General features: G+C 71.6%; 26 protein-coding genes. 12 read left to right on the top strand and 14 right to left on the bottom strand.

Features of this window, described 5'->3' with window-relative positions:
• Nucleotides 1–23: 23 nt before the first annotated feature.
• The 10 genes from OG928_RS08560 to OG928_RS08515 all read right to left on the bottom strand — a co-directional run bounded on the left by OG928_RS08560 (nucleotide 24) and on the right by OG928_RS08515 (nucleotide 8,924).
• Nucleotides 24–761 carry a sirohydrochlorin chelatase gene (locus OG928_RS08560; protein WP_406281186.1) on the bottom strand — a complete coding sequence of 246 codons (738 nt, stop codon included), beginning with the start codon at nucleotides 759–761 and terminating at the stop codon, nucleotides 24–26.
• A 2-nt stretch (nucleotides 762–763) separates the two neighbouring features.
• A complete protein-coding gene (locus tag OG928_RS08555; protein WP_406281184.1) occupies nucleotides 764–1,678 on the bottom strand; it encodes an ABC transporter permease in 915 nt (304 codons plus the stop codon).
• Complete coding sequence (locus tag OG928_RS08550) at nucleotides 1,665–2,462, bottom strand: ABC transporter ATP-binding protein (RefSeq protein WP_406281182.1); 798 nt, start codon at nucleotides 2,460–2,462, stop codon at nucleotides 1,665–1,667. Before OG928_RS08550 ends, OG928_RS08555 begins: the two co-directional genes overlap by 14 nt.
• A gap of 48 nt (nucleotides 2,463–2,510) precedes the next feature.
• Nucleotides 2,511–3,650: an ABC transporter substrate-binding protein gene (locus OG928_RS08545; RefSeq protein ID WP_406281180.1), complete on the bottom strand. Its 1,140-nt coding sequence runs from the start codon at nucleotides 3,648–3,650 to the stop codon at nucleotides 2,511–2,513.
• Nucleotides 3,651–3,778: 128 nt separating this feature from the next.
• Nucleotides 3,779–5,125: a sulfate adenylyltransferase subunit 1 gene (locus tag OG928_RS08540; protein ID WP_406281178.1), complete on the bottom strand. Its 1,347-nt coding sequence runs from the start codon at nucleotides 5,123–5,125 to the stop codon at nucleotides 3,779–3,781.
• Nucleotides 5,126–5,127: 2 nt separating this feature from the next.
• Entirely contained in the window at nucleotides 5,128–6,054 is a 927-nt protein-coding gene (cysD, locus tag OG928_RS08535; RefSeq protein WP_406281176.1) for a sulfate adenylyltransferase subunit CysD, read from the bottom strand.
• Nucleotides 6,055–6,115: 61 nt separating this feature from the next.
• On the bottom strand, nucleotides 6,116–6,814 hold the full coding sequence (locus tag OG928_RS08530) for a phosphoadenylyl-sulfate reductase (protein WP_406281174.1): 699 nt from the start codon (nucleotides 6,812–6,814) through the stop codon (nucleotides 6,116–6,118).
• Nucleotides 6,811–7,014, bottom strand: coding sequence for a hypothetical protein (locus OG928_RS08525; RefSeq protein WP_406281172.1), 204 nt, complete (start codon nucleotides 7,012–7,014; stop codon nucleotides 6,811–6,813). Before OG928_RS08525 ends, OG928_RS08530 begins: the two co-directional genes overlap by 4 nt.
• Complete coding sequence (locus OG928_RS08520; RefSeq protein WP_406281170.1) at nucleotides 7,011–8,708, bottom strand: nitrite/sulfite reductase; 1,698 nt, start codon at nucleotides 8,706–8,708, stop codon at nucleotides 7,011–7,013. The genes OG928_RS08525 and OG928_RS08520 overlap by 4 nt, the downstream gene beginning before the upstream one ends.
• A gap of 132 nt (nucleotides 8,709–8,840) precedes the next feature.
• Nucleotides 8,841–8,924, bottom strand: a complete 84-nt coding sequence (locus OG928_RS08515; protein ID WP_355541009.1) for a putative leader peptide — start codon at nucleotides 8,922–8,924, stop codon at nucleotides 8,841–8,843.
• A 218-nt stretch (nucleotides 8,925–9,142) separates the two neighbouring features.
• Between OG928_RS08515 and OG928_RS08510 the strand changes: the two genes are divergently transcribed.
• The 3 genes from OG928_RS08510 (at nucleotide 9,143) to rsgA (ending at nucleotide 12,472) form a co-directional block, all read left to right on the top strand.
• Nucleotides 9,143–9,670 carry a hypothetical protein gene (locus tag OG928_RS08510; RefSeq protein WP_406281168.1) on the top strand — a complete coding sequence of 176 codons (528 nt, stop codon included), beginning with the start codon at nucleotides 9,143–9,145 and terminating at the stop codon, nucleotides 9,668–9,670.
• Nucleotides 9,671–9,781: 111 nt separating this feature from the next.
• Entirely contained in the window at nucleotides 9,782–11,161 is a 1,380-nt protein-coding gene (locus OG928_RS08505; protein ID WP_406281166.1) for a YihY/virulence factor BrkB family protein, read from the top strand.
• Nucleotides 11,162–11,401: 240 nt separating this feature from the next.
• Nucleotides 11,402–12,472, top strand: a complete 1,071-nt coding sequence (rsgA, locus tag OG928_RS08500) for a ribosome small subunit-dependent GTPase A (RefSeq protein ID WP_406281164.1) — start codon at nucleotides 11,402–11,404, stop codon at nucleotides 12,470–12,472.
• A 43-nt stretch (nucleotides 12,473–12,515) separates the two neighbouring features.
• On the opposite strand, the gene yidD is transcribed toward rsgA, so the two are convergent.
• Entirely contained in the window at nucleotides 12,516–13,163 is a 648-nt protein-coding gene (gene yidD, locus OG928_RS08495; RefSeq protein WP_406281162.1) for a membrane protein insertion efficiency factor YidD, read from the bottom strand.
• A gap of 103 nt (nucleotides 13,164–13,266) precedes the next feature.
• On the opposite strand from yidD, the gene OG928_RS08490 reads away from it, so the two are divergent.
• Both OG928_RS08490 and OG928_RS08485 read left to right on the top strand, forming a co-directional pair.
• Entirely contained in the window at nucleotides 13,267–14,448 is a 1,182-nt protein-coding gene (locus OG928_RS08490; RefSeq protein WP_406281160.1) for an acyl-CoA dehydrogenase family protein, read from the top strand.
• Nucleotides 14,449–14,600: 152 nt separating this feature from the next.
• On the top strand, nucleotides 14,601–15,467 hold the full coding sequence (locus OG928_RS08485) for a DUF1206 domain-containing protein (RefSeq protein WP_406281158.1): 867 nt from the start codon (nucleotides 14,601–14,603) through the stop codon (nucleotides 15,465–15,467).
• Nucleotides 15,468–15,514: 47 nt separating this feature from the next.
• Here OG928_RS08485 and OG928_RS08480 read toward each other — a convergent pair whose 3' ends face one another.
• Nucleotides 15,515–16,024 (bottom strand): ATP-binding protein, encoded by a 510-nt coding sequence (locus tag OG928_RS08480; protein WP_406281156.1) that lies wholly within the window; start codon nucleotides 16,022–16,024, stop codon nucleotides 15,515–15,517.
• Between the two features lie 240 nt (nucleotides 16,025–16,264).
• On the bottom strand, nucleotides 16,265–16,687 hold the full coding sequence (gene arfB / locus OG928_RS08475) for an alternative ribosome rescue aminoacyl-tRNA hydrolase ArfB (RefSeq protein WP_406281154.1): 423 nt from the start codon (nucleotides 16,685–16,687) through the stop codon (nucleotides 16,265–16,267).
• A 101-nt stretch (nucleotides 16,688–16,788) separates the two neighbouring features.
• Here arfB and OG928_RS08470 point away from each other — a divergent pair, with 101 nt between their 5' ends.
• The 7 genes from OG928_RS08470 (at nucleotide 16,789) to OG928_RS08440 (ending at nucleotide 23,869) form a co-directional block, all read left to right on the top strand.
• Nucleotides 16,789–18,804, top strand: a complete 2,016-nt coding sequence (locus OG928_RS08470) for a prolyl oligopeptidase family serine peptidase (RefSeq protein ID WP_406281152.1) — start codon at nucleotides 16,789–16,791, stop codon at nucleotides 18,802–18,804.
• Nucleotides 18,805–19,040: 236 nt separating this feature from the next.
• The gene (locus OG928_RS08465) at nucleotides 19,041–19,343 is read left to right on the top strand and encodes an urease subunit gamma (RefSeq protein ID WP_406281150.1); all 303 of its coding nucleotides are present in this window, start codon (nucleotides 19,041–19,043) and stop codon (nucleotides 19,341–19,343) included.
• A 23-nt stretch (nucleotides 19,344–19,366) separates the two neighbouring features.
• Complete coding sequence (locus OG928_RS08460) at nucleotides 19,367–19,690, top strand: urease subunit beta (protein ID WP_406290852.1); 324 nt, start codon at nucleotides 19,367–19,369, stop codon at nucleotides 19,688–19,690.
• A complete protein-coding gene (locus tag OG928_RS08455) occupies nucleotides 19,687–21,408 on the top strand; it encodes an urease subunit alpha (RefSeq protein WP_406281148.1) in 1,722 nt (573 codons plus the stop codon). The genes OG928_RS08460 and OG928_RS08455 overlap by 4 nt, the downstream gene beginning before the upstream one ends.
• A gap of 127 nt (nucleotides 21,409–21,535) precedes the next feature.
• Nucleotides 21,536–22,225, top strand: a complete 690-nt coding sequence (locus tag OG928_RS08450; RefSeq protein ID WP_406281146.1) for an urease accessory protein UreF — start codon at nucleotides 21,536–21,538, stop codon at nucleotides 22,223–22,225.
• A complete protein-coding gene (gene ureG / locus OG928_RS08445) occupies nucleotides 22,215–22,934 on the top strand; it encodes an urease accessory protein UreG (RefSeq protein WP_406281144.1) in 720 nt (239 codons plus the stop codon). The genes OG928_RS08450 and ureG overlap by 11 nt, the downstream gene beginning before the upstream one ends.
• Nucleotides 22,931–23,869, top strand: coding sequence for an urease accessory protein UreD (locus OG928_RS08440; RefSeq protein WP_406281142.1), 939 nt, complete (start codon nucleotides 22,931–22,933; stop codon nucleotides 23,867–23,869). Before ureG ends, OG928_RS08440 begins: the two co-directional genes overlap by 4 nt.
• Here OG928_RS08440 and OG928_RS08435 read toward each other — a convergent pair.
• On the bottom strand, nucleotides 23,785–25,284 hold the full coding sequence (locus tag OG928_RS08435) for a PQQ-binding-like beta-propeller repeat protein (RefSeq protein WP_406281140.1): 1,500 nt from the start codon (nucleotides 25,282–25,284) through the stop codon (nucleotides 23,785–23,787). The two genes, OG928_RS08440 and OG928_RS08435, sit on opposite strands and share 85 nt — an antisense overlap.
• Between the last annotated feature and the right edge of the window lie 265 nt (nucleotides 25,285–25,549).

Here is a 25,549-nt window from a genome sequence, read left to right as displayed (position 1 = left end):
CCGGTGATGGTACCGGCCCGGGGTCAGGCGGAGAGCGAGGATCGGAAGGGTAGTGCCGCGTCGTAGCGGTCCAGGACCAACCGGGCGATTTCGGGGGTGTCCGCGACCGGCTCGGTGACCAGCTCCGCGCCGGCCGCCAGGGCCTGCTCGGTGATCCGGTCCGGGAGGATCCCCGGGGCGAGCATGCACGACGCGACGGCGATCCGCTCGATCCCGCGCGCACGCAGCTCGGTGATCGCGGCGGCGACGGTGGAGCCCTGGTGGACGGAGGCGAACGCGGTGACCACGGCGCACCAACCGGTGCGCCGCCACTCCCGCGCGACGATGGTGGTCACCGCGTTCGCCTCCGGGTCGGTGGAACCCGCAGTGGCCAGGACGACGCCGTAGCGGTCGTCTCCCGGCCGTACCCCCGCTTCGCGCATCCGCAGGTCCAGCGCGTCGAGCAGGAGCGGGGAAGGGGCCAGCGTGGCCGTCTGACGCACGGTCAGGCGGCGATGGCGCAGGACGCTGGGGACGTCCTGCTTGGCGTGGAACGCCGGCGTGAACAACAGCGGCACCGCGACGACGGCGCTCGCCCCGGACCCGGCCAGCGCGTCCAACCGCTCGGGGACGCGCGGGCCGCAGTGGTCGAGGTAGCCGATCTCCACCCGCAGTCCCGGCCGGAGCACGCGCACGCGGGCGGCCAGCGCGGCCATCGCCTCGGCGTGCCGCGGGTCGCGGCTGCCGTGCGCGACGGCCAGGAGCGGGGGAGCGGGAGTCATGGCTACTTGCTTCCGGCCAGGCCGCGCCGGCGCAGCACGCGGCGTTCCACCGGTGCGAACACGAGCAGTTCGATGCCGATGCCGACGATCAGGATCATGAACACCGCGGTCAACATCATCGGCATGTCGCCGAGATTACGACCCTGGTCCATCAACTGGCCCAGGCCGAAGCCCAGTTCCGGCGACGCCGCGATCAGCTCGGCGGCCATCAGCGAGCGCCAGGAGAACGCCCAGCCCTGCTTGAGACCCGCGATGTAGCCCGGCAACGCGGCGGGCAGCACCACGTGCCGGATCCCGTTGAACCCGGTGGCACCGAGCACCCGGCCCGCGCGCAGATACAGCGGCGGGATCTGATCCACGCCGGACACCAGGCCGTTCGCGATCGAGGGGACCGCGCCGAGCAGCACCACCGCGTAGATCGCGGTGTTGTTGAGACCGAACCAGATCACGGCCGGCGGCACCCACGCGACCGAGGGCAGCGACTGCAGGCCGGACAGGATCGGGCCGATCGCGGTGCGCACCCACTGCACGCGGGCGACGATCAGGCCCAGCGGGGTGCCGACCGCGACCGCGATCAGGAAGCCCAGGATGCCGCGGGACAGGCTGGTCCACAGGATGTCGAAGACGGTGCCCTTCTTCCACTGCACCATGAAGGCGTCCCACACGTCGCTCGGGCTCGGCAGCGCGTAGCGCGGCTTGACCTCCATGACGTACGCGATCTGCCAGATCAGCAGCACCAGGAGCAGCGCGACGATCGGCGGCAGGGTCTTCTCGACCAGGACGCGGGAGAAGGGCTTGCGCTCCTTCTCGTAGGTCTCCAGCGCGTCCAGGCCGGCTTCGAGCCCGGCGAGGTCGGCGTCCGCGCGCTCGGCCGCGCCGGGCTCGGCGTCGGGCTTGGTCAGGTCAGGTGCGGCCATGGCGGCGGATCTCCCCTCGGAGTTGGTCGGTGATCTCGACGGAGAGCTTGGAGACGCCGGCGGACTCGATCCGGCGCGGCTGCGGGATGTCGATCGTCCACTCGCGGGCGATCCGCCCCGGCCGGGAGGACATCAGCACGACCCGCTGGGCCAGCCGGACCGCCTCGCGGACGTTGTGCGTCACGAACACGACCGAGCGGCCGGTCTCCGCCCAGATCCGGGTCAGTTCGTCGTGCAGGACGTCGCGCGTGATCGCGTCGAGCGCGGCGAACGGCTCGTCCATCAGCAGCAGATCGCCGGCCTGCGCGAGCGCGCGGGCCAGTGCCACCCGCTGGCGCATGCCGCCGGAGAGCTCGTGCACGCGCTTGCCGTGCGCGCCGCCGAGCCGGACCAGCTCGAGCAGCGAGTCCGCCTCGGCGCGGCGCTTCTCGCGCGGCACGCCGCGCAGCTTCAGGGCCAGCTCGATGTTCTTGCCCGCGGTCAGCCACGGGAACAGCGCGTGGTCCTGGAACATCAGCGCGGGGCGGCCGCCGCCGACCTCGATCGAGCCGGACGTGGGCTTGTCGAGCGCGGCGATCAGGTTGAGCAGGGTGGACTTCCCGCAGCCCGACGCGCCCAGGAGGCAGACGAACTCGCCCGGGGCGACGGTCAGGTCGATGCCGTCCAGGACGGGCGCGCCGCCACCGCGGCCGAAGACCTTGGTGACCTGGTTCAGGCGGACCGCGAAACCGGGCTCGGCAGGCGTCGTGGCCCTGCTCGTGGCCTCGCTGATGGTCTGGGTCATGTCCGGATCACCTCTCTCGGTGGGCGCGTCGGGCAGGGGAGTACGTGGCTACTTCTTCGGACCGAACCCGCCGTCGCTCACGGCAGGCTTACCCGCCGCCGCGAGGACCTTGTTCAGGAGCGAGAGGTCGTAGATGCCGTGGATGTCGGCCGGCTTGGTGACGCCGACCTTGACGCCGTCCTCGGACAGCTTCCGCAGCGAGGAGGCGAGCGGGTCGTTGGCGATCTCGATGTTCGGCCACGACGCGTCGAGCACGTTCTGCGCGAGCGGCTTGCCCGCGTACTCGGTGATCTTGGCGTTGACCGCGGCCTTGGCCTTGTCCGGGTTCGCGACGGCCCAGTCGTTCGCGGTGACCTGACCCTTGATCAGCGCCTCGACGGTGTCCGGGTGGTCCTTGAGGAACTTGGTCGACACGATCAGGTTGGTGGTGACGAACTTGCCCTGCGGCCAGAGCGTGCGCTCGTCGACGAGCACCTTGGCGCCGGCTTCCTGGACCAGGCGGGTCGCCCACGGCTCGGGCAGCCACGCGCCGTCGAGGTCGCCCTTCTGGAACGCCGCGAGGGTCTGCGCGTTCTCGGTCGGGACGACGTTGACGTCACCCTTGCCGGTCGTCTCGACCTTGTAGCCGTTGGTGCCCAGCCAGGCCCGCAGGGCCACGTCCTGGGTGCCGCCGAGCTGCGGCGACGCGATCTTCTTGCCCTTGAGGTCGGCCGCGGAGTTGATCCCCGGCTTCACCACGAGGGACGCGCCGCCGGAGGTGGCGCCGGCGACGATCCGCAGCAGTTCGCCGTTGGTACTGGTGAAACCGGAGATCGACGGGTTCGGACCGATGTAGGTCGCGTCGATCGAACCGCCCTTGAGCGCCTCGATCGCGGCCGGACCGGCGTTGAACACGGTCGGCTTGATCTCGGTGGAGCCGAGCTCCTTCGCGAAGAAGCCCTCCTGGAGACCGACCAGCGGCGTCGCGTGCGTGACGTTGGCGAAGAAGCCGAGCCGGATCTGCGAGGCCGAGGTGCCGGCCTTGGAACCGGCGCCCGACGGGCCCGCGTTCGCGGCCGGTGCGTTCTTGTTGTCGTCCTTCTTGTCCGAGCCGTAGCCGCACGCGGAGAGCGCGAGCAGCGGCAGCAGGAGCGCGGCGGTGAAACCGGTACGGAGCGATCTGCGGCGATTTGTCCCGAGAATGGACACGCGGGGACCTTCCCTCGGGCCCGCGCGCGACGGCGCGGGCCGGGATGACGTATGGGGTCGACGGCGGGTGATGTCACAAGGGTGGGCTGATGGAGCGTCAAAAGCGGGTGGTCAGACCCGCGTTCGAATCAGCTGTGACATCGACCCGGCGCGGCGAACGCGGCGCCGGCCATGCCGGCGGTGAGCGTCGACCCGTCGGCCTCGTCGATCAGGAGGAAGGACCCGGTACGGCGACCGGTGGCGTAGTCGTCCAGGGCCAGCGGCTGGGCGGTGCGGAGCACGACCCGGGCGATGTCGTTGGCCCGCAGCTCGGTGAGGTGTTCCTCGTGGTTGAGGACGCCGTCGATCGGCGCGGCCAGGTCGAGCCGGTAGGCGATGTCCTTGACGATCGCCTTGACCGTGCGGGTGGTGTGCTTGAGCAGGACGCGGTCGCCGGTCCGCAGCGGCCGGTCGGCGACGTGGCACACGGTCGCCTCGACGTCCTGCGTGGCGATCGGCGCCGAGTCGATCGGCGCGATCAGGTCGCCGCGCGACACGTCGACCTCGTCGGCCAGGCGCAGCGTGACCGACTCGCCCTGGCGGGCCTGGCGCACCGAGACGCCGAGCCGGTCGATGCCCGCGACCGTGCTGCGCTGCCCCGACGGCAGCACCACGACCTCGTCGCCCTCGCGGAAGACGCCGGACGCGATCTGGCCCGCGTAGCCCCGGTAGTCGCGGTACTCGTCGTCGGACTGCGGACGCAGCACGAACTGCACCGGAAAACGCGCGGGTTCCAGCGTCGGGTCGGTCTCGACCGGGACCGTCTCCAGGTATTCGAGGAGGGTCGGCCCGGAGAACCAGTCCATGTGCGCGCTCGGGTCCACCACGTTGTCGCCGCGCAGCGCGGAGACCGGGATCGAGCGCACGTCCGGCACCCCGAGCGCCTTCGCGTACTCGGTGAACGTGTTCGCGACCTCGGCGAACCGCTCCTCGTCGTAGTCGACCAGGTCCATCTTGTTGACCGCCAGCACCACGTGCGGCACCCGGAGCAGCGCCGCGACGGCCGCGTGCCGGCGGGTCTGCTCGACCACGCCGTTGCGCGCGTCCACGAGCACCACGGCCAGCTCCGCGGTGGAGGCGCCGGTGACCATGTTGCGGGTGTACTGCACGTGTCCCGGCGTGTCCGCGAGGATGAACCGGCGCTTGGCGGTCGCGAAGTAGCGGTAGGCGACGTCGATCGTGATGCCCTGCTCGCGCTCGGCCCGCAGCCCGTCGGTCAGCAGCGCGAGGTCGGCTTCCTCCTGGCCGCGCTCGTTGCTGACCCGGGTGACGGCCTCGAGCTGGTCGGTCAGCACCGACTTCGAGTCGTGCAGGAGCCGGCCCACCAGGGTGGACTTGCCGTCGTCGACCGAACCGGCGGTGGCCAGTCGGAGCAGGCCCACGCTGTCGTCGACGGACGACAGGTCGCCCGCGGAAATCTCGGAAGTCCCACTCATGGCTAGAAGTACCCCTCGCGCTTGCGGTCTTCCATCGCGGCCTCGGACATCTTGTCGTCCGCGCGCGTGGCCCCCCGTTCGGTCAGCCTGCTCACTGCGATCTCGGCGATCACGTCCGCCACCGTGCCGGCGGGCGAGTCGACGGCGCCGGTACAGCTCATGTCGCCGACCGTGCGGTAGCGCACGACGCGCCGCACGACCTCCTCGTCGCCCTTCGCGCCGCCCCACGCGCCCGGTGCGAGCCACATGCCGCTGCGCGCGAAGACCTCCCGCTCGTGCGAGAAGTAGATCTTCGGGAGCTCGATCCCCTCGCGCTCGATGTACTGCCACACGTCCAGCTCGGTCCAGTTCGAGATCGGGAACACCCTCACGTGCTCCCCTACCCGGTGCCGGCCGTTGTACAGCTGCCACAGCTCGGGTCGCTGCCGGCGCGGGTCCCACGCGCCGAACTCGTCGCGCAGCGAGAACACCCGCTCCTTGGCCCGGGCCTTCTCCTCGTCGCGCCGGCCGCCGCCGAACACCGCGTCGAAGCGGTTCGACTCGATCGCGTCGAGCAGCGGGACGGTCTGCAACGGGTTGCGGGTGCCGTCCGGGCGCTCGCGCAGCCGGCCGTTGTCGATGAACTCCTGCACGCTGGCGACGTGCAGCCGCAGATTGTGCTCGGCCACGACCTTGTCGCGGTACTCGATGACCTCCGGGAAGTTGTGCCCGGTGTCGACATGGAGCAGCGCGAACGGGATCTGCGCCGGCCAGAACGCCTTGCGCGCCAGGTGCAGCATCACGATCGAGTCCTTGCCGCCGGAGAACAGGATCACCGGCTTCTCGAACTCGCCCGCGACCTCGCGGAAGATGTGCACCGACTCGGCCTCGAGGGCGTCCAGGTGGGTCAGGGCCCCGGGTGCGGTGCCCTTGTCGATCGTCGTGGTCACGCCAACCCCTCCTTCGTCTTGATCGAGCACGGTGCGGTGGTGCGGATGCGTATCGCGGGCGTCACTGGTGGATCCCGCACTCGGTCTTGCCGTTGCCGGCCCAGCGGCCGGCGCGCGCGTCCTCGCCGGGGGCGACCCGGCGGGTGCAGGGTGCGCAGCCGATCGACGCGTAGCCGTCCATCAGCAACGGATTGGTCAGAACGCCGTGTTCGGCGACGTAGGCGTCCACGTCGGCCTGCGTCCAGCGGGCGATCGGGGCGACCTTGACCTTGCGCCGCCGCGCGTCCCACGAGACCACCGGGGTGTTCGCCCGGCTCGGCGAGTCGTCCCGGCGCAGCCCGGTGGCCCACGCGCGGTACTTGGTCAGCGACCGCTCCAGCGGCTCGACCTTGCGCATCGCGCAGCACGCGTCGGGGTCCCGGTCGTGCAGCTTCGCGCCGTACTTCGCGTCCTGCTGAAGGACCGTCAGCTCCGGGTGCACGGTGATCACGTTGACGTCGTAGACCGCGGCCACCGCGTCGCGCGTGCCGATCGTCTCCGGGAAGTGGTAGCCGGTGTCGAGGAAGACCACGTCCACGCCGGGTGCGACGGTCGACGCCAGGTGCGCCACGACGGCGTCCTCCATCGAGGACGTCACACACCACGCGGGCCCGAAGTGCTCGTGCGTCCAGGCCAGGATCTCGAGCGCGGTCGCGTCCTCCAACTCGACGCCGGCCCGGCTCGCGAGGGCTTCGAGATCGGTGGTCTCGGTGTCGGTCATCGGGCCTCCTCCTGGTTGATCGGCTGCTGCTTCTGCGGGAACACGAGTCCGAGGAACTTGAGCGAGAACGCCCGCCGGCAGGCCGAGCACAGCCAGGTGCCGTGTCCCTCCTCGTGGGGACGAAGGTCCTCGTCGCCACAGAAGGGGCAGTAGAACGGGACGGCCCGTTGGCCCGGCTCGGCGCCGCCGGCGGCGCTCACGACAGGTCCGCGTCGGCCGCGCGCACGGCCCATTGCGCGAAGCGCTCGCCGTCGGTGCGCTGCTCCTCGAAGCGGCGCAGCACGCGCTCGATGTAGTCGGCCAGGCCGGCCGAGGTCACCTTGAGGCCGCGGATCTTGCGCCCGAAGCCGGGGTCGAGGCCGAGCCCGCCGCCGAGGTGCACCTGGTAGCCCTCGACCTGCTCGCCGTCGTCGTCCAGGACGAGCTGGCCCTTGAGGCCGATGTCGGCGACCTGGATTCGCGCGCACGCGTTCGGGCAGCCGTTGATGTTGATCGTGATCGGCTGGTCGAACTCCGGCAGGCGCTGTTCGAGTTCGTCGATCAGGCGGATGCCGCGGCCCTTGGTCTCCACGATCGCGAGCTTGCAGAACTCGATGCCGGTGCAGGCCATCGTGCCGCGCCGGAACGGGCTGGGGTCCACACGCAGTTCGAGGGCCTCCAGGCCCTCCTTCAGCGACGCGACCTGGTCCTCGGCGACGTCGAGGATGAGCATCTTCTGCTCGACCGTGGTGCGCACCCGGTTGGAGCCGTGCCGCTCGGCGAGGTCGGCGATCTTGCCGAGCGTCGCGCCGTCGACCCGGCCCACGCGCGGGGCGAAGCCGACATAGAAGCCGCCGCCCTTCTGCGGGCGCACGCCGACATGGTCGCGCCACACCTGCGCGGGCGCCTCGGGCGCGGGGCCGTCGAGGAGCTTGCGCTGGAGGTACTCGGTCTCCAGCACCTCGCGGAAGCGCTCCGGCCCCCAGTCGGCGACCAGGAACTTCAAGCGCGCGCGGTTGCGCAGCCGGCGGTAGCCGTAGTCGCGGAAGATCGAGATGACGCCTTCCCAGACCTGCGGCACCTCTTCGAGCGGCACCCAGGTGCCCAGCCGGACCGCGAGCTTGGGGTTGGTCGACAGGCCGCCGCCGACCCACACGTCGAAGCCGGGGCCGAACTCGGGGTGCACGACACCGACGAAGGAGATGTCGTTGATCTCGTGCGCGACGTCCAGGAGCGGCGAACCGGAGATCGCCGTCTTGAACTTGCGCGGCAGGTTGGAGTACTCGGGCTTGCCGATGTAGAGGCGGTTGATCTCGTCGATCGCCCAGGTGCCGTCGATGATCTCTTCCTCGGCGACGCCGGCGACCGGCGAGCCGAGCACGACGCGCGGGGTGTCGCCGCACGCCTCGGTCGTGGACAGGCCCACGCCCTCCAGGATCCGCCAGATTTCCGGGACGTCCTCGATCCGGATCCAGTGGAACTGCACGTTCTGCCGGTCCGTCACATCCGCGGTGCCGCGCGCGAACCGCTCGGAGACCTCGGCGATCGCCCGCAGTTGCGCGAGGTCGAGCCGCCCGCCGTCGACGCGCACGCGCAGCATGAAGTATTCGTCGTCGAGCTCGTGCGGCTCCAGCACACCGGTCTTGCCGCCGTCGATCCCGGGCTTGCGCTGGGTGTACAGCCCCCACCAGCGCATCCGGCCGCGCAGGTCGTTGGGGTCGATGGAGTCGAATCCGCGTACGGAGTAGACATTCTCGATGCGCGCGCGCACATTGAGACCGTCGTCGTCCTTCTTGAACTGCTCGTTTCCGTTGAGCGGCTCACGATGGCCGAGGGCCCACTGACCCTCGCCGCGATGGCGAGCGGTCTTGCGGGCGCGGGGACCGCTGCCGGCGGTGTCGGTAGTGGCGGCCATGGGGAGCGTCCTCCGGGCGGATCGGTGGGGGACGCACGGGGAGCATCCGGCCGCACCCCCGCCGGCGGAGCCGGGAGAGTCGTGGTGCCGGTGCGACCGCGCGCCCGGCAGACAGGTGCAACGGGCGGGTCGTCAGACCGGCGAACAGACGGCGCTGGACATGCGTCCGAGGTCGACGTGGAGTCGACCTACGAGAGCAATTCCGGCGCGTGACATGTCGCAAAGATTGACATGGAGCCAGAAAGCCGTCCATCGGTGTCCGGGATACGAACGCTCATCTCACATATTGAACACGACTGCCCACGATGTGAGATAAGATGATCTTCCGAGTCGACGGTGGGCATGGATCGTCGCCGCGGTTGGTTACGGTACGGGTGGTCGGTTCCGTTTCCCGAACGGTACGCGGCCCACGCACCACAGTGGACGAGGAGCTGATGGGTATGCCAGGCGAGGTTCTGGGCGCGCCCAGGCGCAGGATGCGTTCCGTATGTACCGGGCCGACCTCCGAGCGACCCGAGCCGCGGCGCGAGGAGGCGGTCGAGACGCTGCGGTACGCGCTCAACGGCTTCCTCTCCGCGATCCGGGCCGACCGCGCGGGGCAGGGGGGTCCGGTCGACGCCGGCGCCGACGACATCCGCTATCGGCTGCTCGCGGCGCTCGCCGACGAACTCGACCTGGACAACGACCGGCTCGCGCGGGTGATCGGTCTGTCCGTGCCCGCCGTGCGCGACCTGCTCGACGTGCACGGGCGTGAGGGTCTGGTCGAGGCGGCTCGCGCGGGGCGCGGGCGGGGCGGTTCGGTGGCCCGGTTGACGCCTGCCGGGCGGCGCGAGCTGTACCGGTTGGACACGCTTTTCCGCGAGCACTGGGAGGGGGCGTTCGCCGACCTGCCGGCCGAGGAACTGCGCACCGCCGCCCGGGTGATCAGCAGGCTCTCGGGGGTCCTCGTCCCGACCCGCTGACCAGCGCGAATCATCGCTCGAAAGGGGACGAACGTGCACCCGGACGGGTGCCCGTTCCGCCCGGACGGCGACTTGGCGAATGGCAGGCCCTCGGCCGGATACCTTAAAGGGGTGGCAGCGGACAACCAACAACGACCTCGTCTGCGAGGGGCCGGTCGCATCCGGTTGCGGAGCGCACTGTGGCGGATACTCCGCGAGACGGTGATCTCCTGCTTCAACCACCGGGTCACCGGGCTGGCGGCCGAGGCCGGGTTCTTCATGCTGTTGTCGCTGCCCCCGCTGCTGCTCGGCCTCGCCGGCACCGTCGGCTACCTGCACGGCATGATCGGCGGCAGCACGGTCAACGACCTCAAGGCCGACATCGTCTCGGCCGCGGCCTCGGTGCTCTCGGACAAGAGCACCGAACAGGTGGTCGTCCCGCTCGTCAACGACGTCTTCGACTCCGGCCGCGCCGACATCATCTCGGCCGGCTTCCTGATCGCGTTGTGGTCCGGTTCGCGCGCGCTCAACGTGTACGTCGACACCATCACGATCATGTACGGCCTGTCCGGCAAGCGCGGCATCGTGCGCACCCGGCTGCTGTCCTTCACCCTGTACGTCGTCGGACTGCTGCTCGGGATGTTCCTGATCCCGCTCCTGGTGGCCGGACCCGAGCTGGTGGTCAAGGCGTTCCCGCACTTCGCCGGGACCGTGCACATCCTCTACTGGCCGGTCCTGGTCGTGCTGTCGGTGTGCTTCCTGACCTCGCTCTACCACGTGTCGGTGCCGGTGCGAACGCCCTGGCGCGAGGACATACCCGGCGCCCTGGTCGCCCTGCTCCTGTGCATCGTCGGCAGCTTCCTGCTGCGCGTCTACCTCGCCACGACCATCGACGGCCCCACCGTCTACGGCTCGCTCGCGGCCCCGGTCGCGGTCATGGTGTGGATGTACTTCGCGGCCATGGCCGTGTTGATAGGCGCGGCCGTCAACGCCGCGATCGACCAGGTCTGGCCGAGCCAGGAGACCGCGCAGGCGCGCGCCGAGCGGGACAAGGAGAAGGCCGCCGAGGAGATCGCCGCGGCCATGGAGCACCTGCGCTCGGGCCGACACCGCGGCACCCCCGGCGACTGGACGCCGACGCCGTTCGACGACCGCGACGACACCGAGGACACCGTCATCCACGGCGAGCTCCCCGACATCGCCCAGCCGCCCTCGGAGTTCCCCGAGCGCTGGGCGATCCACGCGCGCGACGCCAAGCGCAACGACCCCGGCACGGTCAACGGTCGCAACAACGGCGCACGCCGGCCCGCCGACGGCCCGCCGCGTCCGCCGCGCCCCCTCGGCGCGCCGCCCACCAACGGCCAGCCGCCGAGCCTGCAGATGCCCGCCGGCCAGGCGCTGCCGGGCCTGCCGCTCGACGACACCGCGTGGCCGCCGCCGCCGACTCGGCCGCCGCAGCCGACCCGGCCGCCGGGCGGCGAGCAGGAACACGCTCGACGCGACCGACCGTGATGGCCTAGGGTTTGATGGTCGGTCTTCGCGACCGCGTGACGTGGTGACCCGATGAGCGGCACGGCCGCACGGAACAGGTGGGAGGTGGATGTCGTGACCACGACCTTGATGACGGTCGCCCGGATGGGCTGGACCTCATTCCGCATCCACACCTCCCGGGTTCGCACCGCGTAGCCGTTCCACCTCGTTCGACGTGGCGGCGCGCAGGTGGACGGACCCGCCCCTCGAAGGGCCACCGGCTTGTCTTCCCAGCAGCACCAGCAGCAGCACACCTCCGACGTCCTCACCGCCTACGGCTGGGACGCCGACCGCTCCACCGAATTCACCCCCTACAGCGGGCACGGCCTGATTCCCGGCCGGATCGCCCGCGTCGACCGCTCGCTGTGCGAAGTGGTCACCGCCGACGGCATCGTGCGCGCCGGACACGGCGGCGGCGAACTGCCGTGCACCGGCGACTGGGCCGTCCTGGAGATTCCCGACGACGGCCGCGAGCCGTTCGTCGCGGCGCTCCTGGAACGCCGCACCACGCTGATTCGCTCGGCCTCCTCCGGACGTTCGGAGGGGCAGGTGCTCGCGGTCAACGTCGACCTCGTCGGCGCCGTCGTCCCGCTCGACGTCGTTCCCGACCTCGGCCGCCTGGAGCGGCTGCTCACGCTCGCGTGGGAGAGCGGCGCCCGGCCGCTCGTGGTCCTGACCAAGGCCGACCTCGCCGCCGACGCCGACGAGTTGCGGCGCGACGTCGAGGCGGTCGCCATGGGCGTGGACGTCGTCCTCGTCAGCGCGCACACGGGCGAGGGCCTGGACGTCCTCGACGCGTACACCGCCGGGCAGACGGTCGCCCTGATCGGCACCTCCGGCGCGGGCAAGTCCACCCTCACCAACGCGCTCGCGGGCGCCGAGGTGACCTCCGTCCAGGAGGTGCGCGGCGACGGCAAGGGCCGGCACACCACCACCTGGCGCGAGCTGGTCCCGCTCCCCAACGGCGGCGTGCTGGTCGATACCCCGGGCATGCGGGGCGTCGGCATGTACGACGTCGGCGAGGGGCTCGACCGCACGTTCGCGGACATCGACGCGCTGACCGGGGACTGCCGGTTCGTGGACTGCACGCACACGTCCGAACCCGGTTGCGCGGTGCTCGCCGCGATCGAGTCGGGCGACCTCCCGCAGCGCCGCCTCGACAGCTATCGCAAGCTGCTCAAGGAGGCCCGCTGGATCGCCTCGCGCGAGGATCACCGGATCCGCGCCGAGCGGGCCAGGGAGTGGAAGCTGATCCACAAGGAGATGCGCCGCTCGCCGTCGCCCAAGAAGTGACACCGGGTCGGGGGGCGTGACGCCTACGCCCCCCGACCGTCGGTCAGGGCCGCTTCCCGGCGTCCGGCACCGGGTCGAAACCGCCGTTGCCCGGGCGGCAGCGGATCAGTCGACGGGCCGTCAGGTAGGTGCCCTTGAGCGCGCCGTGCCGGTGCAGCGCCTTCTTGCCGTACGTCGAGCAGCTCGGCGTGAAGTTGCAGCACGGCGGGCGCTTCGCGCTGATCTCGGTGCGGTAGCGATCGACCGCGGTGCCGAGCCGGCGCGCGGGCGGGCCGCCGTGCGGGCGGGTCAGGCTGATCAGCGCGATCCACATCAGGCGGATCGAGAACAGGCTGATCAGGCAGGGGTCGCAGCCACCGCCGCCGCCCCCGCCTCCACCGCCGCCTCCGCCACTCCCGCCGCCGCAACAGCCGCCGTTCCCACCGCTTCCGCCGCGGCCCCCGCCACCACCACTGCCCCCGCTTCCGCTTCCGCCGCTGTTCCCACCGAAACAGCCGCCGCCACCGCCGCCACCGCCGCCGCCGCCGGCGGGTATCTCCATCGCTGCCTCGGCGATGTCCTCGCGCCGATCCTGCCGGCGACGTCGGCGCTCTTCCTCCTCCAGCCGCAGTCGGCGCTGCTCGGGAGTCTCCGCGTTCGGCGCCCCGTTCCCCCCGAAGATGGGGTGCGGTTCCGGCGGTGGTTGAGTCATGGTGGTGTCCCTCGTGTCCCGAATCCGTGTGCGGGGCAATCTATCGGGGCCGTATCGATGGCATCCGAGTACCGTCCATCCGCGATCGAAGGAGTACGCACCCATGGCCAAGCGGCCCGTGTTCGACCCGTCCGACCCGCTCGGAATCGATGATCTGCTCGATCCCGAGGACAAGGCGATCCGGGACACCGTGCGCCGGTTCTGCGCCGACCGCGTCACGCCGAACGTCGCCGAGTGGTTCGAGCGCGGCGAACTGCCGGACGTGCGCGAACTCGCGCGCGGCCTCGGCGGGATCGGGGTGCTCGGGATGACCCTGGAGGGCTACGGCTGCGCGGGGGCCGGCGCCGTGCAGTACGGGCTGGCCTGTCTGGAACTGGAGGCGTGCGACTCCGGGCTGCGCTCGCTGGTGTCGGTACAGGGCTCGCTCGCGATGTTCGCGATCCACCGCTTCGGCACCGAGGAGCACAAGCGGACCTGGCTGCCGAGGATGGCGGCCGGCGAGGCGCTTGGCTGCTACGGGTTGACCGAGCCCGACCACGGCTCGGACCCGGCGTCGATGCGCACGCACGCCAAGCGCGACGGCGACGACTGGGTGCTGAACGGTCGCAAGATGTGGATCACCAACGGCTCGGTGGCCGACGTCGCGGTGATCTGGGCGCAGACCGAGGAGGGCGTGCGCGGCTTCGTCGTACCCACCGACACCGCCGGGTTCACGGCCGTCGACATCAAGCACAAGATGTCGCTGCGCGCGTCGATCACGAGCGAGCTGATCCTGGACGACGTACGGCTGCCGGCCGACGCGGTACTGCCCGACGTGGTCGGCATGCGCGGGCCGCTGACCTGCCTGGGCGAGGCCCGCTACGGCATCGTCTGGGGCGCGGTCGGGGCGGCCCGGGCCTGCTTCGAGACCGCGCTCGACTACGCGAGGACGCGCGAGCAGTTCGGCCGGCCGATCGGCGGATTCCAGCTGACCCAGGCCAAGTTGGCGGACATGGCGGTCGAGATCGGCAAGGCGCACCTGCTCGCGCTGCACCTGGGCCGGCGCAAGGACGCCGGCACCGTGCGCCCCGAGCAGATCAGCTTCGGCAAGCTCAACAACGTGCGCGAGGCGATCGAGATCGCGCGCAGCGCGCGGACGATCCTGGGCGCGAACGGGATCTCGCTGGAGTACCCGGTGATCCGGCACATGAACAACCTGGAATCGGTACTGACCTACGAGGGCACCTCGGAGATGCACACGCTCGTGATCGGAAAGGCGCTCACCGGGCTCGACGCGTTCCACTGACGGGATCGCCGTGTCCCCGAAGCCTCCCGGCCCCCGGCGCGCCGTCGGCTTCGGGCTCCGTTTGCCGCGCGTCCGGCAGGGCAGACGTCCACCCGGCCGGACGCCGCTCGACACGGGCGGCGAAGCCTCTCGGGGAGCATTGGGGATGCGACATGTCACCGTCAGCCGCCATGGCCGAATCGGGTCGGGAAGCCGCGGCCGCGGGGCGGCAGGCGGCCGACAGCAAGGTGCTGGTGGGCCTTGCCAAGGCCGGTCTCGCCGCGCGTGGGTTGCTGTACGTCATCGTCGGCGTGATCGCCGTCCGGATCGCGTTCGGTGACCGGAACCAGGAGGCCGACCGCGGCGGCGCCGTCGAGGAGATCGGCGAGAAGCCGTTCGGTGAGGCCATGTTGTGGGTGCTCGTCGTCGCCCTGATCGGGATGTGCCTGTGGCGCCTGGTCGAGGCGGTGTTCGGCCAGGCCACGCCGGACGGGCGGAAGGCGACCAAGCGGCTCGCGTCGCTCGGCCGGGCGTTCTTCTACGGCATCGTCGTCTTCTCGCTGATCCGCACGCTCACGTCGAGCGGCGGCGAGAAGGGGCAGGGACAGAGCGGCAGCGGCAACCAGGAATCGAAGGACTGGACCGCGAAGGCACTGGACCGGACCGGCGGCCGCTACCTCGTCGGCATCGCCGGACTGGTGCTGCTCGGCATCGGTGTCGGCATGGCCGTGCGGTACGCGATGCGCAAGTTCCGGGAGAAGCTGATGACCGGCGAGATGAGCCCGGGCCTGCGCAGGCTGGTCGAACTGCTCGGGGTGATCGGCGGGATCAGCCGCGGTGTGGTGTTCGCCGTCGCCGGCGTGTTCGTCGTCGTCGCGGCCGTGCGGTTCGACCCGGACGAGGCCAAGGGGGTCGACGAGACGCTGCGGTCGTTCGCGGGCACCCCGGTGGGGCCCGCCCTGCTCGTGGTGATCGCGCTGGGGCTGGTGGTGTTCGGCGGGTATTCCTTCTGCGAGGCGCGGTGGCGCAAGGTGCGGTAGCCGGGGGCTCGGCGGCAGGAGGCCCGGGGGCGCGGGTCCTGCGGCGGCTACGCCCGGGCGGCCTCGCTCAGGGTGATGCGGATCGTCTTGCCGGTGCCGGTGGTCAGGACGTCGATTCGGCCGCCGAGTTCGGCCACCATCAGCTTCACGATCATCAGGCCCCGGCCGTCCTCGGAATCGGGGCCGGTCTCCAGAAGGGCGTGCGGGCGGAACGGGTGGTCGTCGGCCACCTCCAGGCGGATCTCCGCGCCGCTGTGCGCGACGGTGATCCGGATGTTCTCGGTGCGGATCGCCGCGTGGCGGACCGCGTTGGAGGTCAGTTCGGTCGCGACCAGGAGCAGCGTGTCCTCGATCTCCTCGGTCACCCCCCAGCCGCGCAACAGGTCGCGCAGGCGGTGTCGGACCTCGGGCACGCCCGCGATCGTCGGGGGGATGGTCCAGCGCACGAACACCGGCCCGGGGCGGTGCCCGGGCTCGGGGTCCGGGTCGCGGCGCGCTTCGGGCGCGGCGCGTTGCTCGTGTCGAGCGCGGGCGCGGGAACGCCCCGGGGCACTCACCGAAGGCTCGACGGGCTGTGCACGAGCACGACGATCATGGCTGGTGGTGGGGGATGTGGAGCAGGTGCGGGGGAGGGCATCCCGGTGTCCTTCGCTTCGTCCGCGTCGTTCGCGGATCGTCTTGCCGAGTTGGCAGTGTGCGATGGCGCGTCGCGCTCGGGGCGCGCTTTTCCGGGTGTGATCCGTATTGCTTCGGTAGGCGGCACTTCATCTCGACTTTGGGTTCGGTTCGGACCCGGTTCAGTCGCCGGTCGAACGCCGCAGTCGTTTGATCTCACCGCGGTGGTGCTTGTTCCGCAGTCGCCGCTCGCGCATGCCGCGGGTGGGTTTGGTCGGCCGCCGGGGCGGTGGGGGCGGTGCGGTCGCCTCGACCAGGATGTCGGCGAGTCGGCGGGCCGCCGTCTGCCGGTTCATCAGCTGGGAGCGCTGCTCGGACGAGGCCACGGTCAGCACGCCGTCGACGAGGCGCCCGTCGAGGTTGCGCAGGGCGCGCTGCTTGAGCACGTCGGGCAGGACGGTGCTGCCGCCGAGGTCGAAGGACACCTCCGCCCGGCTGTCCGTGGTGTTCACCGACTGCCCGCCGGGTCCGGAGGAGCGCGAGAACCGCCACGACAGCTCGGCGGCGGGTATCACCACGCCGCGAATGTCGAGATCTGTCGTCATACGGACATGATCCCGTGTCCGACCGGATTAGGTCGACTCGGTTTTCGTGTGCGCTTGGGCGAACGTTGCCGGGCGCGGCGCCGGACCGAGAGGATCGGGGGATGAGTGGCGACATGAACGTGGAAGAGACGAAGGCATACGGGTCCTGGCCCTCGCCGATCACGGCCGAGCGGCTGGTGGAAGGGGCCGCGAGCCCCGGCGAGATCCGGGCCGACGGCGACGACGTGTGGTGGTCGGAGGCGCGGCCGACCGAGGGCGGCCGGATCCAGTTGGTGCGGCTGCGGCCGGGCGGCCGGCCGGAGGACGTGCTGCCCGACGGCTTCTCGTCGCGGACGCGCGTGCACGAGTACGGCGGCGCCGACTGGACGGTGCGCGACGGCGTCGTGGTCTTCGCGAACTGGGCCGATCAGCGGCTGTATCGGTTCGCGCCCGGCGACGCCGCGCCGGTCCCGATCACCGCCGAGCCCGAGGTCGAGGCCGGCCTGCGCTACGCCGACTTCGGCATCGTGCCGGCGGGGCAGTGGGGGCCGGGGGAGTGGGTCGTCGCGGTGCGCGAGAGCCACGAGCCGGGCGCGGTCAAGGATCACGGCGAGGCGGTCAACGAGATCGTCGCGTTGCCGCTGGACGGCTCCGGCGGCGAGCGGGTCCTGGTCACCGGGCCCGACTTCGTCTCCTCGCCGCGGCCCGCGGTCGACGGCTCCGCGCTTGCGTGGACGCAGTGGTCGCACCCGGACATGCCGTGGGATGCCGCCGAGCTGATGGTCGCGGCGGTCGAGCCGGGGCCGCGGCTGACCGGCGCGCAGGCGGTCGCGGGCGGTGGGCGCGAATCGGTGATCCAGCCCGAGTGGGGTCCGGACGGCGCGCTGTGGTTCGGCTCCGACCGCACCGGGTGGTGGAACCTGTACCGGGTCGGGGCCGGCGGGCAGGTCGAGGCGGTGGCGCCGATCGAGGCCGAGATCGGCGGCCCGCAGTGGGTGTTCGGCGAGCGGTTCTACACGTTCCTGGCGGACGGCCGGATCGCGTGCTCGGTCAACTCCGGCGGCTTCATGCACCTGGGCATCGTCGACCCGACCCGGCCGGAGGAGCCGCCCACCCGGGTGGAGACCGGTCTGACCTGGCTCTCCGAGCTCGCGGCGGTGCCCGGCGGGGTGCTCCTGATCGGCGGCGGTCCGGACGACGAGGACGCGCCGCGGCGGGTCCGGATCGCGCCGACCGGCGCCTCCGTGCTGCAGATCGAACGGCTGCGCCCGGCCCGCGACTTCGGGTTCGGCGCGGAGTGGTTCAGCCCGCCGGAGGCGATCGAGTTCGCCTCGGCGGCCGGCCGAACCGCGCACGCGCTGCTGTACCTGCCCAAGAACCCGCGCGCGGGCGCGCCCGCGGGCAGCCTGCCGCCGCTGATCGTGTCTATCCACGGCGGTCCCACCGCGCAGGCGCGGGCGGTGCTCGGCCTGCGGACCCAGTATTGGACCAGCCGCGGTTTCGCGGTGGCGGACGTGAACTACGGCGGCAGCACCGGCTACGGACGCGAGTACCGCAACCTGCTGTACGACTCGTGGGGCATCGTCGACGTCGAGGACTGCACGGCGGTCGCCCGGCACCTGGCCGACGCGGGCATCGTGGACGGCACCAAGCTCGCCATCCGCGGCGGTTCGGCGGGCGGCTACACGACGCTGGCCGCGCTGGTGTTCAAGGACGTCTTCACGGCCGGCGCGAGCCACTTCGGGGTCGCCGACATCGCGGCGCTCGCCCGGGACACCCACAAGTTCGAATCCCGGTACATGGACCGGCTGGTCGGCCCGTACCCGGAGGCCGAGGCGGTGTACCGGGCGCGGTCCCCGATCCACCACACGGCCGACCTGTCGAAGCCGCTCGCGGTCTTCCAGGGCCTGGAGGACGAGGTGGTCCCGCCGGCCCAGGCCGAGATGCTCGTGGCGGCCCTGAAGGAGAAGCAACTGCCGTACGTCTACCTCGCGTTCGAGGGCGAACAGCACGGCTTCCGCAAGGCGGAGAACATCATCCGCTCGCTCGAGGCGGAACTGTGGTTCTACGGAAAGGTGTTCGATTTCACCCCGGCCGACGAGATCGAGGCCCCGCCGGGCGGCGGCTTCCGACCGTAGGTCGACACCGCGTTTCGTCGTCCCGCTTCGCGTCCCGCTTCGCCGTCCTCGGACGGCGGGGCGGGACGCTGTGTTCCCCGGTGGCTGACGCACAGTCATGTTACCGGTGAGTGGCGATGATTCGGGAGAGTGAGGGTTTGGATACCTCCCGTTAACATGCCCCGTTTCGACGGGAAACACGTACCGGCGATTCTTCGAAGGCAACGAGCCGGTACGACTTCCGAGGAGGGGCACACGTGTTGCTGACCCCGCACGAGCAGGAGCGGCTGATGGTCTCCTACGCCGCCGATCTGGCGCAGCGCAGGAGAGCCAGAGGACTGCGGCTCAACTACCCGGAGTCGGTCGCGGTGTTGTCGTCGTTCCTGCTCGAGGGAGCGCGGGACGGGCGGTCGGTGGCGGACCTGCAGGAGGCCGGGCGACATGTGCTCGCGCGGGACGACGTGATGGAGGGCGTGCCCGAGATGCTGGGCGAGGTGCAGGTGGAGGCCACCTTCCCGGACGGGACCAAGCTGGTGACCGTGCATCGGCCGATCCCGTGAAGCCGCGGCGGTCGTTGGCTGCGGTGGTGCCCGGCGAGGTCCTGTTGGGCGAGGAGCCGATTCCGCTCAATCCGGGGCGGGTCGTGCTGACGTTGACCGTGGTCAACGCCGGGGATCGGCCGGTGCAGGTCGGATCGCATCTGCACTTCGTGGCCGCGAACGACGCGTTGGAGTTCGATCGCGCAGCGGCCTGGGGGCATCGGCTGCACGTGCCGGCCGGGACCGCGGTGCGGTTCGAGCCCGGGGTGGCCCGCGAGGTGGAGTTGGTGCCACTCGCCGGGGCCCGGGTGGTTCCCGGGCTGCGGGCCGGGCGCGGTGGTGTGTTGGACCGGGAGGACGCGCGATGACCTCGATCGATCGGCATCGGTACGCGCTGCTCTACGGGCCCACCACCGGGGATCGGATCCGGTTGGCCGACACGGAGTTGCTCGTCGAGGTCACCGAGGACCTGACCCGCCCGCACGGCGCGGCCGGCGACGAGGCGATCTTCGGCGGCGGCAAGGTGATCCGCGAGTCCATGGGCCAGTCGATGGCCACCCGCGCCGACGGGGCACCCGACACCGTGATCACGGGGGCGGTGATCCTCGACCACTGGGGGATCGTCAAGGCCGACGTCGGGATCCGGGACGGACGGATCTGCGGGATCGGCAAGGCCGGCAACCCGGACACGATGGACGGGGTGCATCCGGATCTGGTGATCGGCCCGTCCACGGAGATCATCTCGGGCAACGGCCGGATCCTGACGGCGGGTGCGGTGGATTGCCATGTGCACCTGATCTCGCCCACCCAGTTTCCCGAGGCGCTGTCGGCCGGCGTGACCACGATGGTCGCCGGCGGCACCGGCCCCGCGGAGGGCAGCAAGGCGACCACCGTCACGCCCGGCGCGTGGCACCTCGCGCGGATGCTGGAGTCGCTGGACGAGGTGCCGATCAACTTCGTCCTCCTGGGCAAGGGCAACACGATGTCCGAGGAGTCCATGTGGGAGCAGATCCGGGCCGGCGCCGGCGGTCTCAAATTGCACGAGGACTGGGGTTCGACCCCCGCCGTGATCGACGCCGCGCTGCGGGTGGCGGACGCGGCCGGCATCCAGGTCGCGCTGCACAGCGACACGCTCAACGAGACCGGCTTCGTCGAGGGCACGCTCGCGGCGATCGACGGCCGGAGCATCCACGCCTACCACACCGAGGGTGCCGGCGGCGGGCACGCGCCGGACATCATCACCGTCGCCGGACTGCCCAACATCCTTCCCTCGTCCACCAATCCGACCCGGCCGCACACCGTCAACACGGTCGAGGAACACCTCGACATGCTGATGGTCTGCCATCACCTGAATCCGGCCGTTCCCGAGGACCTCGCGTTCGCGGAGTCGCGGATCCGGCCCTCGACCATCGCCGCCGAGGACGTCCTGCACGACCTCGGCGCGATCTCGATGATCGGCTCCGACAGCCAGGCGATGGGCCGGGTCGGCGAGACGGTCATGCGCACCTGGCAGACCGCGCACGTGAACAAGGTCCGCCGTGGTTCGCTCCCCGGTGACGGGGCCGCCGACAACCTGCGCGCGCGCCGCTACGTCGCCAAGTACACGATCTGCCCCGCCGTCGCGCACGGACTCGACGACGAGGTCGGTTCGGTCGCGGTCGGCAAGCTCGCCGACCTGGTGCTCTGGGACCCCAAGTTCTTCGGCGTCCGACCGCACCTGGTGGTCAAGGGCGGCGCCATCGCGTGGGCCGCGATGGGCGACGCGAACGCGTCGATCCCCACGCCCCAACCGGTGTTGCCGCGGCCGATGTTCGGCGCGGCGGCGCGTACCGCGGCCGCGACGTCGGTGCACTTCGTGGCCCCGGCCGCGTTGGACGACGGACTCGCGGGCCGGTTGAACATCCACCGCCGGCTCGTCCCGACCGGGGACGTGCGCCGGCGGGGCAAGTCGGCCATGCCCCTCAACGACGCGATGCCGCACATCGAGGTCGATCCGGAGACGTTCACCGTGCGGATCGACGGCGAGAAAGTGGTCGCCGCGCCGGCCGGAACTTTGCCGATGGCGCAACGTTATTTCCTGTTCTGATTGCGCACGATCGCTTCTTGACGGAGGGTCAGTGAAAGCTGACTCACCGTCAGGAGGTAGAACTGTGACTTGCGGTGACCGGCCAGGACCGACATCGACACGTTACGACCAGTTAGAGGTGGTACTCATGGGTGCTGGACTTCTCCTCCTCGGGGATTCACGCCTTCCGGCGGGCGGCTACGCGCACTCGGGCGGCTTGGAGAACGCCGTCGTGCGCGGCGAGGTGCACGACCTCGACACGCTCACCGAGTTCCTGCTCGGCAAGCTCTACAGCACCGGCGCGGTACAGGGCGCCTTCGCCGCCGTCGCGGCGCTGACCGCGGGCCCGTACACGCTGCCCGAGGTCGCGCCCTGGGCCGAACTCGACGCCGAACTCGACGCCCGGACCCCGTCCGCGCCCGCCCGGGCCGCGTCCCGCGCGCAGGGCAGGTCGCTGCGCCGCGTGGTCAAGGCGGCCTGGCCCACCGAGCCGTGGACCGCGCTCGGCGTATCCCCCCACCACGCGATCGTGCTCGGCGCCGCGGCCACCCGGGCCCGGCTCGACGAGCGCGAGGCGGCCGTCCTGGCCGCCACCAACGTGGTCAACGGACCCGCCTCGGCCGCCGTGAAACTGCTCTCGCTCGACCCGATCTCGGTCACCGTCGTGCTGGCCGAGATGGCCGGCCACTGCGATCAGGTGGCCGAGGAGGCCGCCGACGCGGCCCGCACCGTCTTCGCCGACGGCGACTGGGACCGGCTGCCGTGCTGGTCCGCGGCCGGGCTCGACGTCTGCGCCGAACTGCACGTCCACGAGGAGGTCGTCCACTTTGCATCTTGACCACGCCCCCGGCAACGGCGGCACCCACGGCCCCGCCGCGCGCCCACCCGTCGTCCCCGGCTCGCGGGCGCTGCGGATCGGCATCGGCGGTCCGGTGGGATCCGGCAAGACGGCGCTCGTCGCCGCGCTGTGCCGGGTCCTCGCGGACCGGTACTCGCTCGCGGTCGTCACCAACGACATCTACACGACCGAGGACGCCGACTTCCTGCGCGCGGCGGGGGTGTTGGCCGCGGACCGGATCGCCGCCGTGCGGACCGGCTGCTGCCCGCACACCGCCGTGCGCGACGACATCAGCGGCAACCTCGACGCGGTCGAGGACCTGGAGGCGGCGCACCCGGACCTGGAACTGGTGATCATCGAGTCCGGCGGCGACAACCTGACCATGACGTTCAGCCGCGGTCTCGCCGATGTCCAGATGTTCGTCATCGACGTGTCCGGCGGCGACAAGGTCCCGCGCAAGGGCGGCCCCGGGGTGACCCGATCCGACCTGCTGGTGATCAACAAGACCGACATCGCCCCGCAGATCGGGGCCGACCTCGGGGTGATGGACCGCGACGCCGCGCGGATGCGACCGGGCACACCGGTCGCGTTCCTGTCGTTGCGCGAGACCCCCGGGGCCGACCCGATCACCGCGTGGGTGCTCGACCAGATCGCCGCCTGGCAGGCCGGTACCGCCGTTCCCGTCGCACCGGTCGTGGTGGCCGGGTGAAGGCACTCGCCGTCGTCCGGGCGGACCTGCGACACGGCCGCACGGTCGTGAGCGAACTGCGCGGCCGGGTACCGCTGGTGCCGCGTTCGGTGTCGGTGCCCGGGGACACTCCCGAGGTCGTGTTCGTCGGCGGCGCGGCGGGCCCGATCGGCGGCGACGAACTCATGGTGCGCGTCCACGTCGGAGCCGGCGCCCGGCTCCGGGTGCGCACCGCCGCCGCCGCGGTGATCCTGCTCGGCGACGGCACCCCGGCCCGGCAAACGGTGGAGCTCGAGGTCGCCGACGGCGGCGCGCTCGAATGGCTCCCGGAACCGGTGGTGGTGGCCGCCCGGGCGAGGTTCCACACGGTCGTGCGGGCCGTGCTCGGCACCGACGCCCGGCTCCTGATCCGGGAGACGCTGGTGCTCGGCCGCAGCAACGAGCCGTGCGGCGACGCCGTTTCGCGCTGGGACGTGGTCGCGGCCGGCCGCCCGGTGCTGCGCCAACAGACCGCGTACGGCCCCGGCGCGCACCCCGGCTGGCGCGGCCCGGCCGGTACGGCGGGCGGCACGGTCGTCGCGACCGGGCTGGCGTTCCCGAGCCCGCCGACGCGGCCGCCGAGTGTGCCGGGCCGGTCGGTGTGCGCGTTGGCCGCGGGCGGCACGCTCACCACGGTGACCGCGCGGGACGCGCTCACCGCGAGCCGGGCGATGGACGGGATCTCGCCCGCGGGACCCTCGCCCGCCGAACCCGGACCCACCGCTCCCTCGCCGCCCGCCCCTTCGCCGCCCGCCCCCTCGCGGACCGAACCGCTGCCCGCCCCGCCCCCGTCCACCGAACCCCCACCGCCGGAACGGGCGATGACGACGGGTCAGACCTCGAGCGCGACCAGCTCCGAGCCGGCCGTCCCGAGCAGCAGCACACCCTTGGCGCCGGCCGGGGCGGCGGTCAGGTAGGTCGACACCGGGTAGCTCCAGCGCCGCTTGCCGGTCAGCCGGTCGAACGCGTGCAACTCGTCCTCCCCGCCCGCGTAGGCCACCCCGTCCACGACCGCCACCGGGCTCGGCACCGTCGCGCCGGTGGTCTGCCGCCATCGCTCGACCCCGGTCCGGGGGTCCAGCGCGTACAGCGTGCCGATGTCCGTGGTGTACACGAGTTCCTTCCCCACCACCGGCACGCTCAGATCGGGGGTGCCCCGGAAGCGCCACAGGATGTCGCCGGTCCGCGCGTCCAACGCGACCAGCGTCAACCCGGTCACGACGTAGACCAGATCGCCGACCGCGCGCGCCGCGCGGGCGATCGGCGCGGCGAGGCGGATCGTCCACGGCACGGTCCGACTCGCCGGGTGGAACGCGCTCACCGTGCCGTCGGCGTAGACCAGGTAGAGGAAGTCGGCGCCGACCCCCGTCGAGGCCGGCATCACACCGCCGCGCTGAGCGCCGTCGCTCCACATCCAGCGCTGCCCGCCCTGGGTCATGTCGAGCGCGATGATCCGGTTGTCGATGGTGCCGAACACGAGGGACGTACCCGACAGCAGCGGCGATCCGATGATCTGGTTGTCGGCGGTGTACTGCCAGGTCTGCTCGCCGGTCCGCGGGTCGAGCGCGTAGACCTGACCCGCGACGCACGTCACGAACACCGCGGCGCCCGAGACGACCGGCTCGGACCACACCATCGAGTCCGTACGCGAGGTCCACAGGGCGACCCCGGTGTCCGTGCCGACCGCCTTGATCACGTTCTCGGTACCCGAGAGGTAGCCGACGTTGTCGAAGACCTGGAGCGTGGTCACCCGGCCCTCGACCGCGCGGCGCCACCGGATGTCCGGTTGTCCGTACCCGTCGTCCGAGCGCCGCGCGAACGCGATGCCGGCCGATGTCACGGTCGCCGCGGTCAGCGCGACCCCGCCGGCCACGAGCAGCCGCCGCCTGGTCAGCCCACGACCGGTGGGCGGATCCTGCGCCTTCGCCTCCTGCGGGACGTCGGCGACGGGCTCGGTCGAGCGCGGCAACACGAGCACGTACGGTCGAGGGCTCAGCACCCGATCGACGTCGACGGCCGTCGGGCGCTGTCGGGGATCGGGGTCCAGACACCGCCGGAGCAGCGGTCGCAACTCGGCGGACGAGGTCCCGCCGCCCGCGAGCGTGATCAGGGTCGCGAACGCGTACACGTCCTCCGAGGGGTCGCCGCCCTCGTCGTCGGTGCGACCGGCGAAGCCGGTCACGCGCGGGCCGTACGGGGTGATCAGGACCTGGTCCGGACCGAGCCGGCCGTGGACGAGTCCGATCGCGTGCACGCGGGCCAGTGCGTCGGCGATCCCCGCCGCGACCTCGCGCAGGGGCCCCTCCGACAGCGGCCCGTCGTGATCGAGCACTTCACCGAGCGTCCGAACACCGGGCATCGCCCACGCCCTCCGGGGACCTGTCGACGTGCTTGCTGGAGAGCAGAGTAGGACCTGCGGACCGGCACGGATAGATCCGGGAAAAACGATCCGGACAAAGAAAAAAGGAGGCGCCCGGCCAAAGGCGCCTCCTTCGCGAACCGCACAGCGTTTCGCGAGCACAACGATCATAACCCGCCATCGACCGCCCCCCTACCAGGGCGCCGATCCCCGGGTTTCGCCGGCCGCGACCACGGCC

Origin of the sequence: Embleya sp. NBC_00896, from assembly GCF_045207785.1 — a bacterium.
Taxonomy (GTDB): Bacteria; Actinomycetota; Actinomycetes; order Streptomycetales; family Streptomycetaceae; genus Embleya.
This window is presented reverse-complemented; position numbering and strand designations above follow the sequence as displayed.

Bases quoted from the DNA above. Each gene is read 5' to 3' on its own strand.
- OG928_RS08560 (WP_406281186.1), bottom strand. From the start codon at position 761: ATGACTCCCGCTCCCCCGCTCCTGGCCGTCGCGCACGGCAGCCGCGAC.
- OG928_RS08555 (WP_406281184.1), bottom strand. From the start codon at position 1,678: ATGGCCGCACCTGACCTGACCAAGCCCGACGCCGAGCCCGGCGCGGCC.
- OG928_RS08550 (WP_406281182.1), bottom strand. From the start codon at position 2,462: ATGACCCAGACCATCAGCGAGGCCACGAGCAGGGCCACGACGCCTGCC.
- OG928_RS08540 (WP_406281178.1), bottom strand. From the start codon at position 5,125: ATGAGTGGGACTTCCGAGATTTCCGCGGGCGACCTGTCGTCCGTCGAC.
- OG928_RS08530 (WP_406281174.1), bottom strand. From the start codon at position 6,814: ATGACCGACACCGAGACCACCGATCTCGAAGCCCTCGCGAGCCGGGCC.
- OG928_RS08520 (WP_406281170.1), bottom strand. From the start codon at position 8,708: ATGGCCGCCACTACCGACACCGCCGGCAGCGGTCCCCGCGCCCGCAAG.
- OG928_RS08515 (WP_355541009.1), bottom strand. From the start codon at position 8,924: ATGTCACGCGCCGGAATTGCTCTCGTAGGTCGACTCCACGTCGACCTC.
- OG928_RS08510 (WP_406281168.1), top strand. From the start codon at position 9,143: ATGGGTATGCCAGGCGAGGTTCTGGGCGCGCCCAGGCGCAGGATGCGT.
- yidD (WP_406281162.1), bottom strand. From the start codon at position 13,163: ATGACTCAACCACCGCCGGAACCGCACCCCATCTTCGGGGGGAACGGG.
- OG928_RS08490 (WP_406281160.1), top strand. From the start codon at position 13,267: ATGGCCAAGCGGCCCGTGTTCGACCCGTCCGACCCGCTCGGAATCGAT.
- OG928_RS08485 (WP_406281158.1), top strand. From the start codon at position 14,601: ATGTCACCGTCAGCCGCCATGGCCGAATCGGGTCGGGAAGCCGCGGCC.
- arfB (WP_406281154.1), bottom strand. From the start codon at position 16,687: ATGACGACAGATCTCGACATTCGCGGCGTGGTGATACCCGCCGCCGAG.
- OG928_RS08470 (WP_406281152.1), top strand. From the start codon at position 16,789: ATGAGTGGCGACATGAACGTGGAAGAGACGAAGGCATACGGGTCCTGG.
- OG928_RS08455 (WP_406281148.1), top strand. From the start codon at position 19,687: ATGACCTCGATCGATCGGCATCGGTACGCGCTGCTCTACGGGCCCACC.
- OG928_RS08450 (WP_406281146.1), top strand. From the start codon at position 21,536: ATGGGTGCTGGACTTCTCCTCCTCGGGGATTCACGCCTTCCGGCGGGC.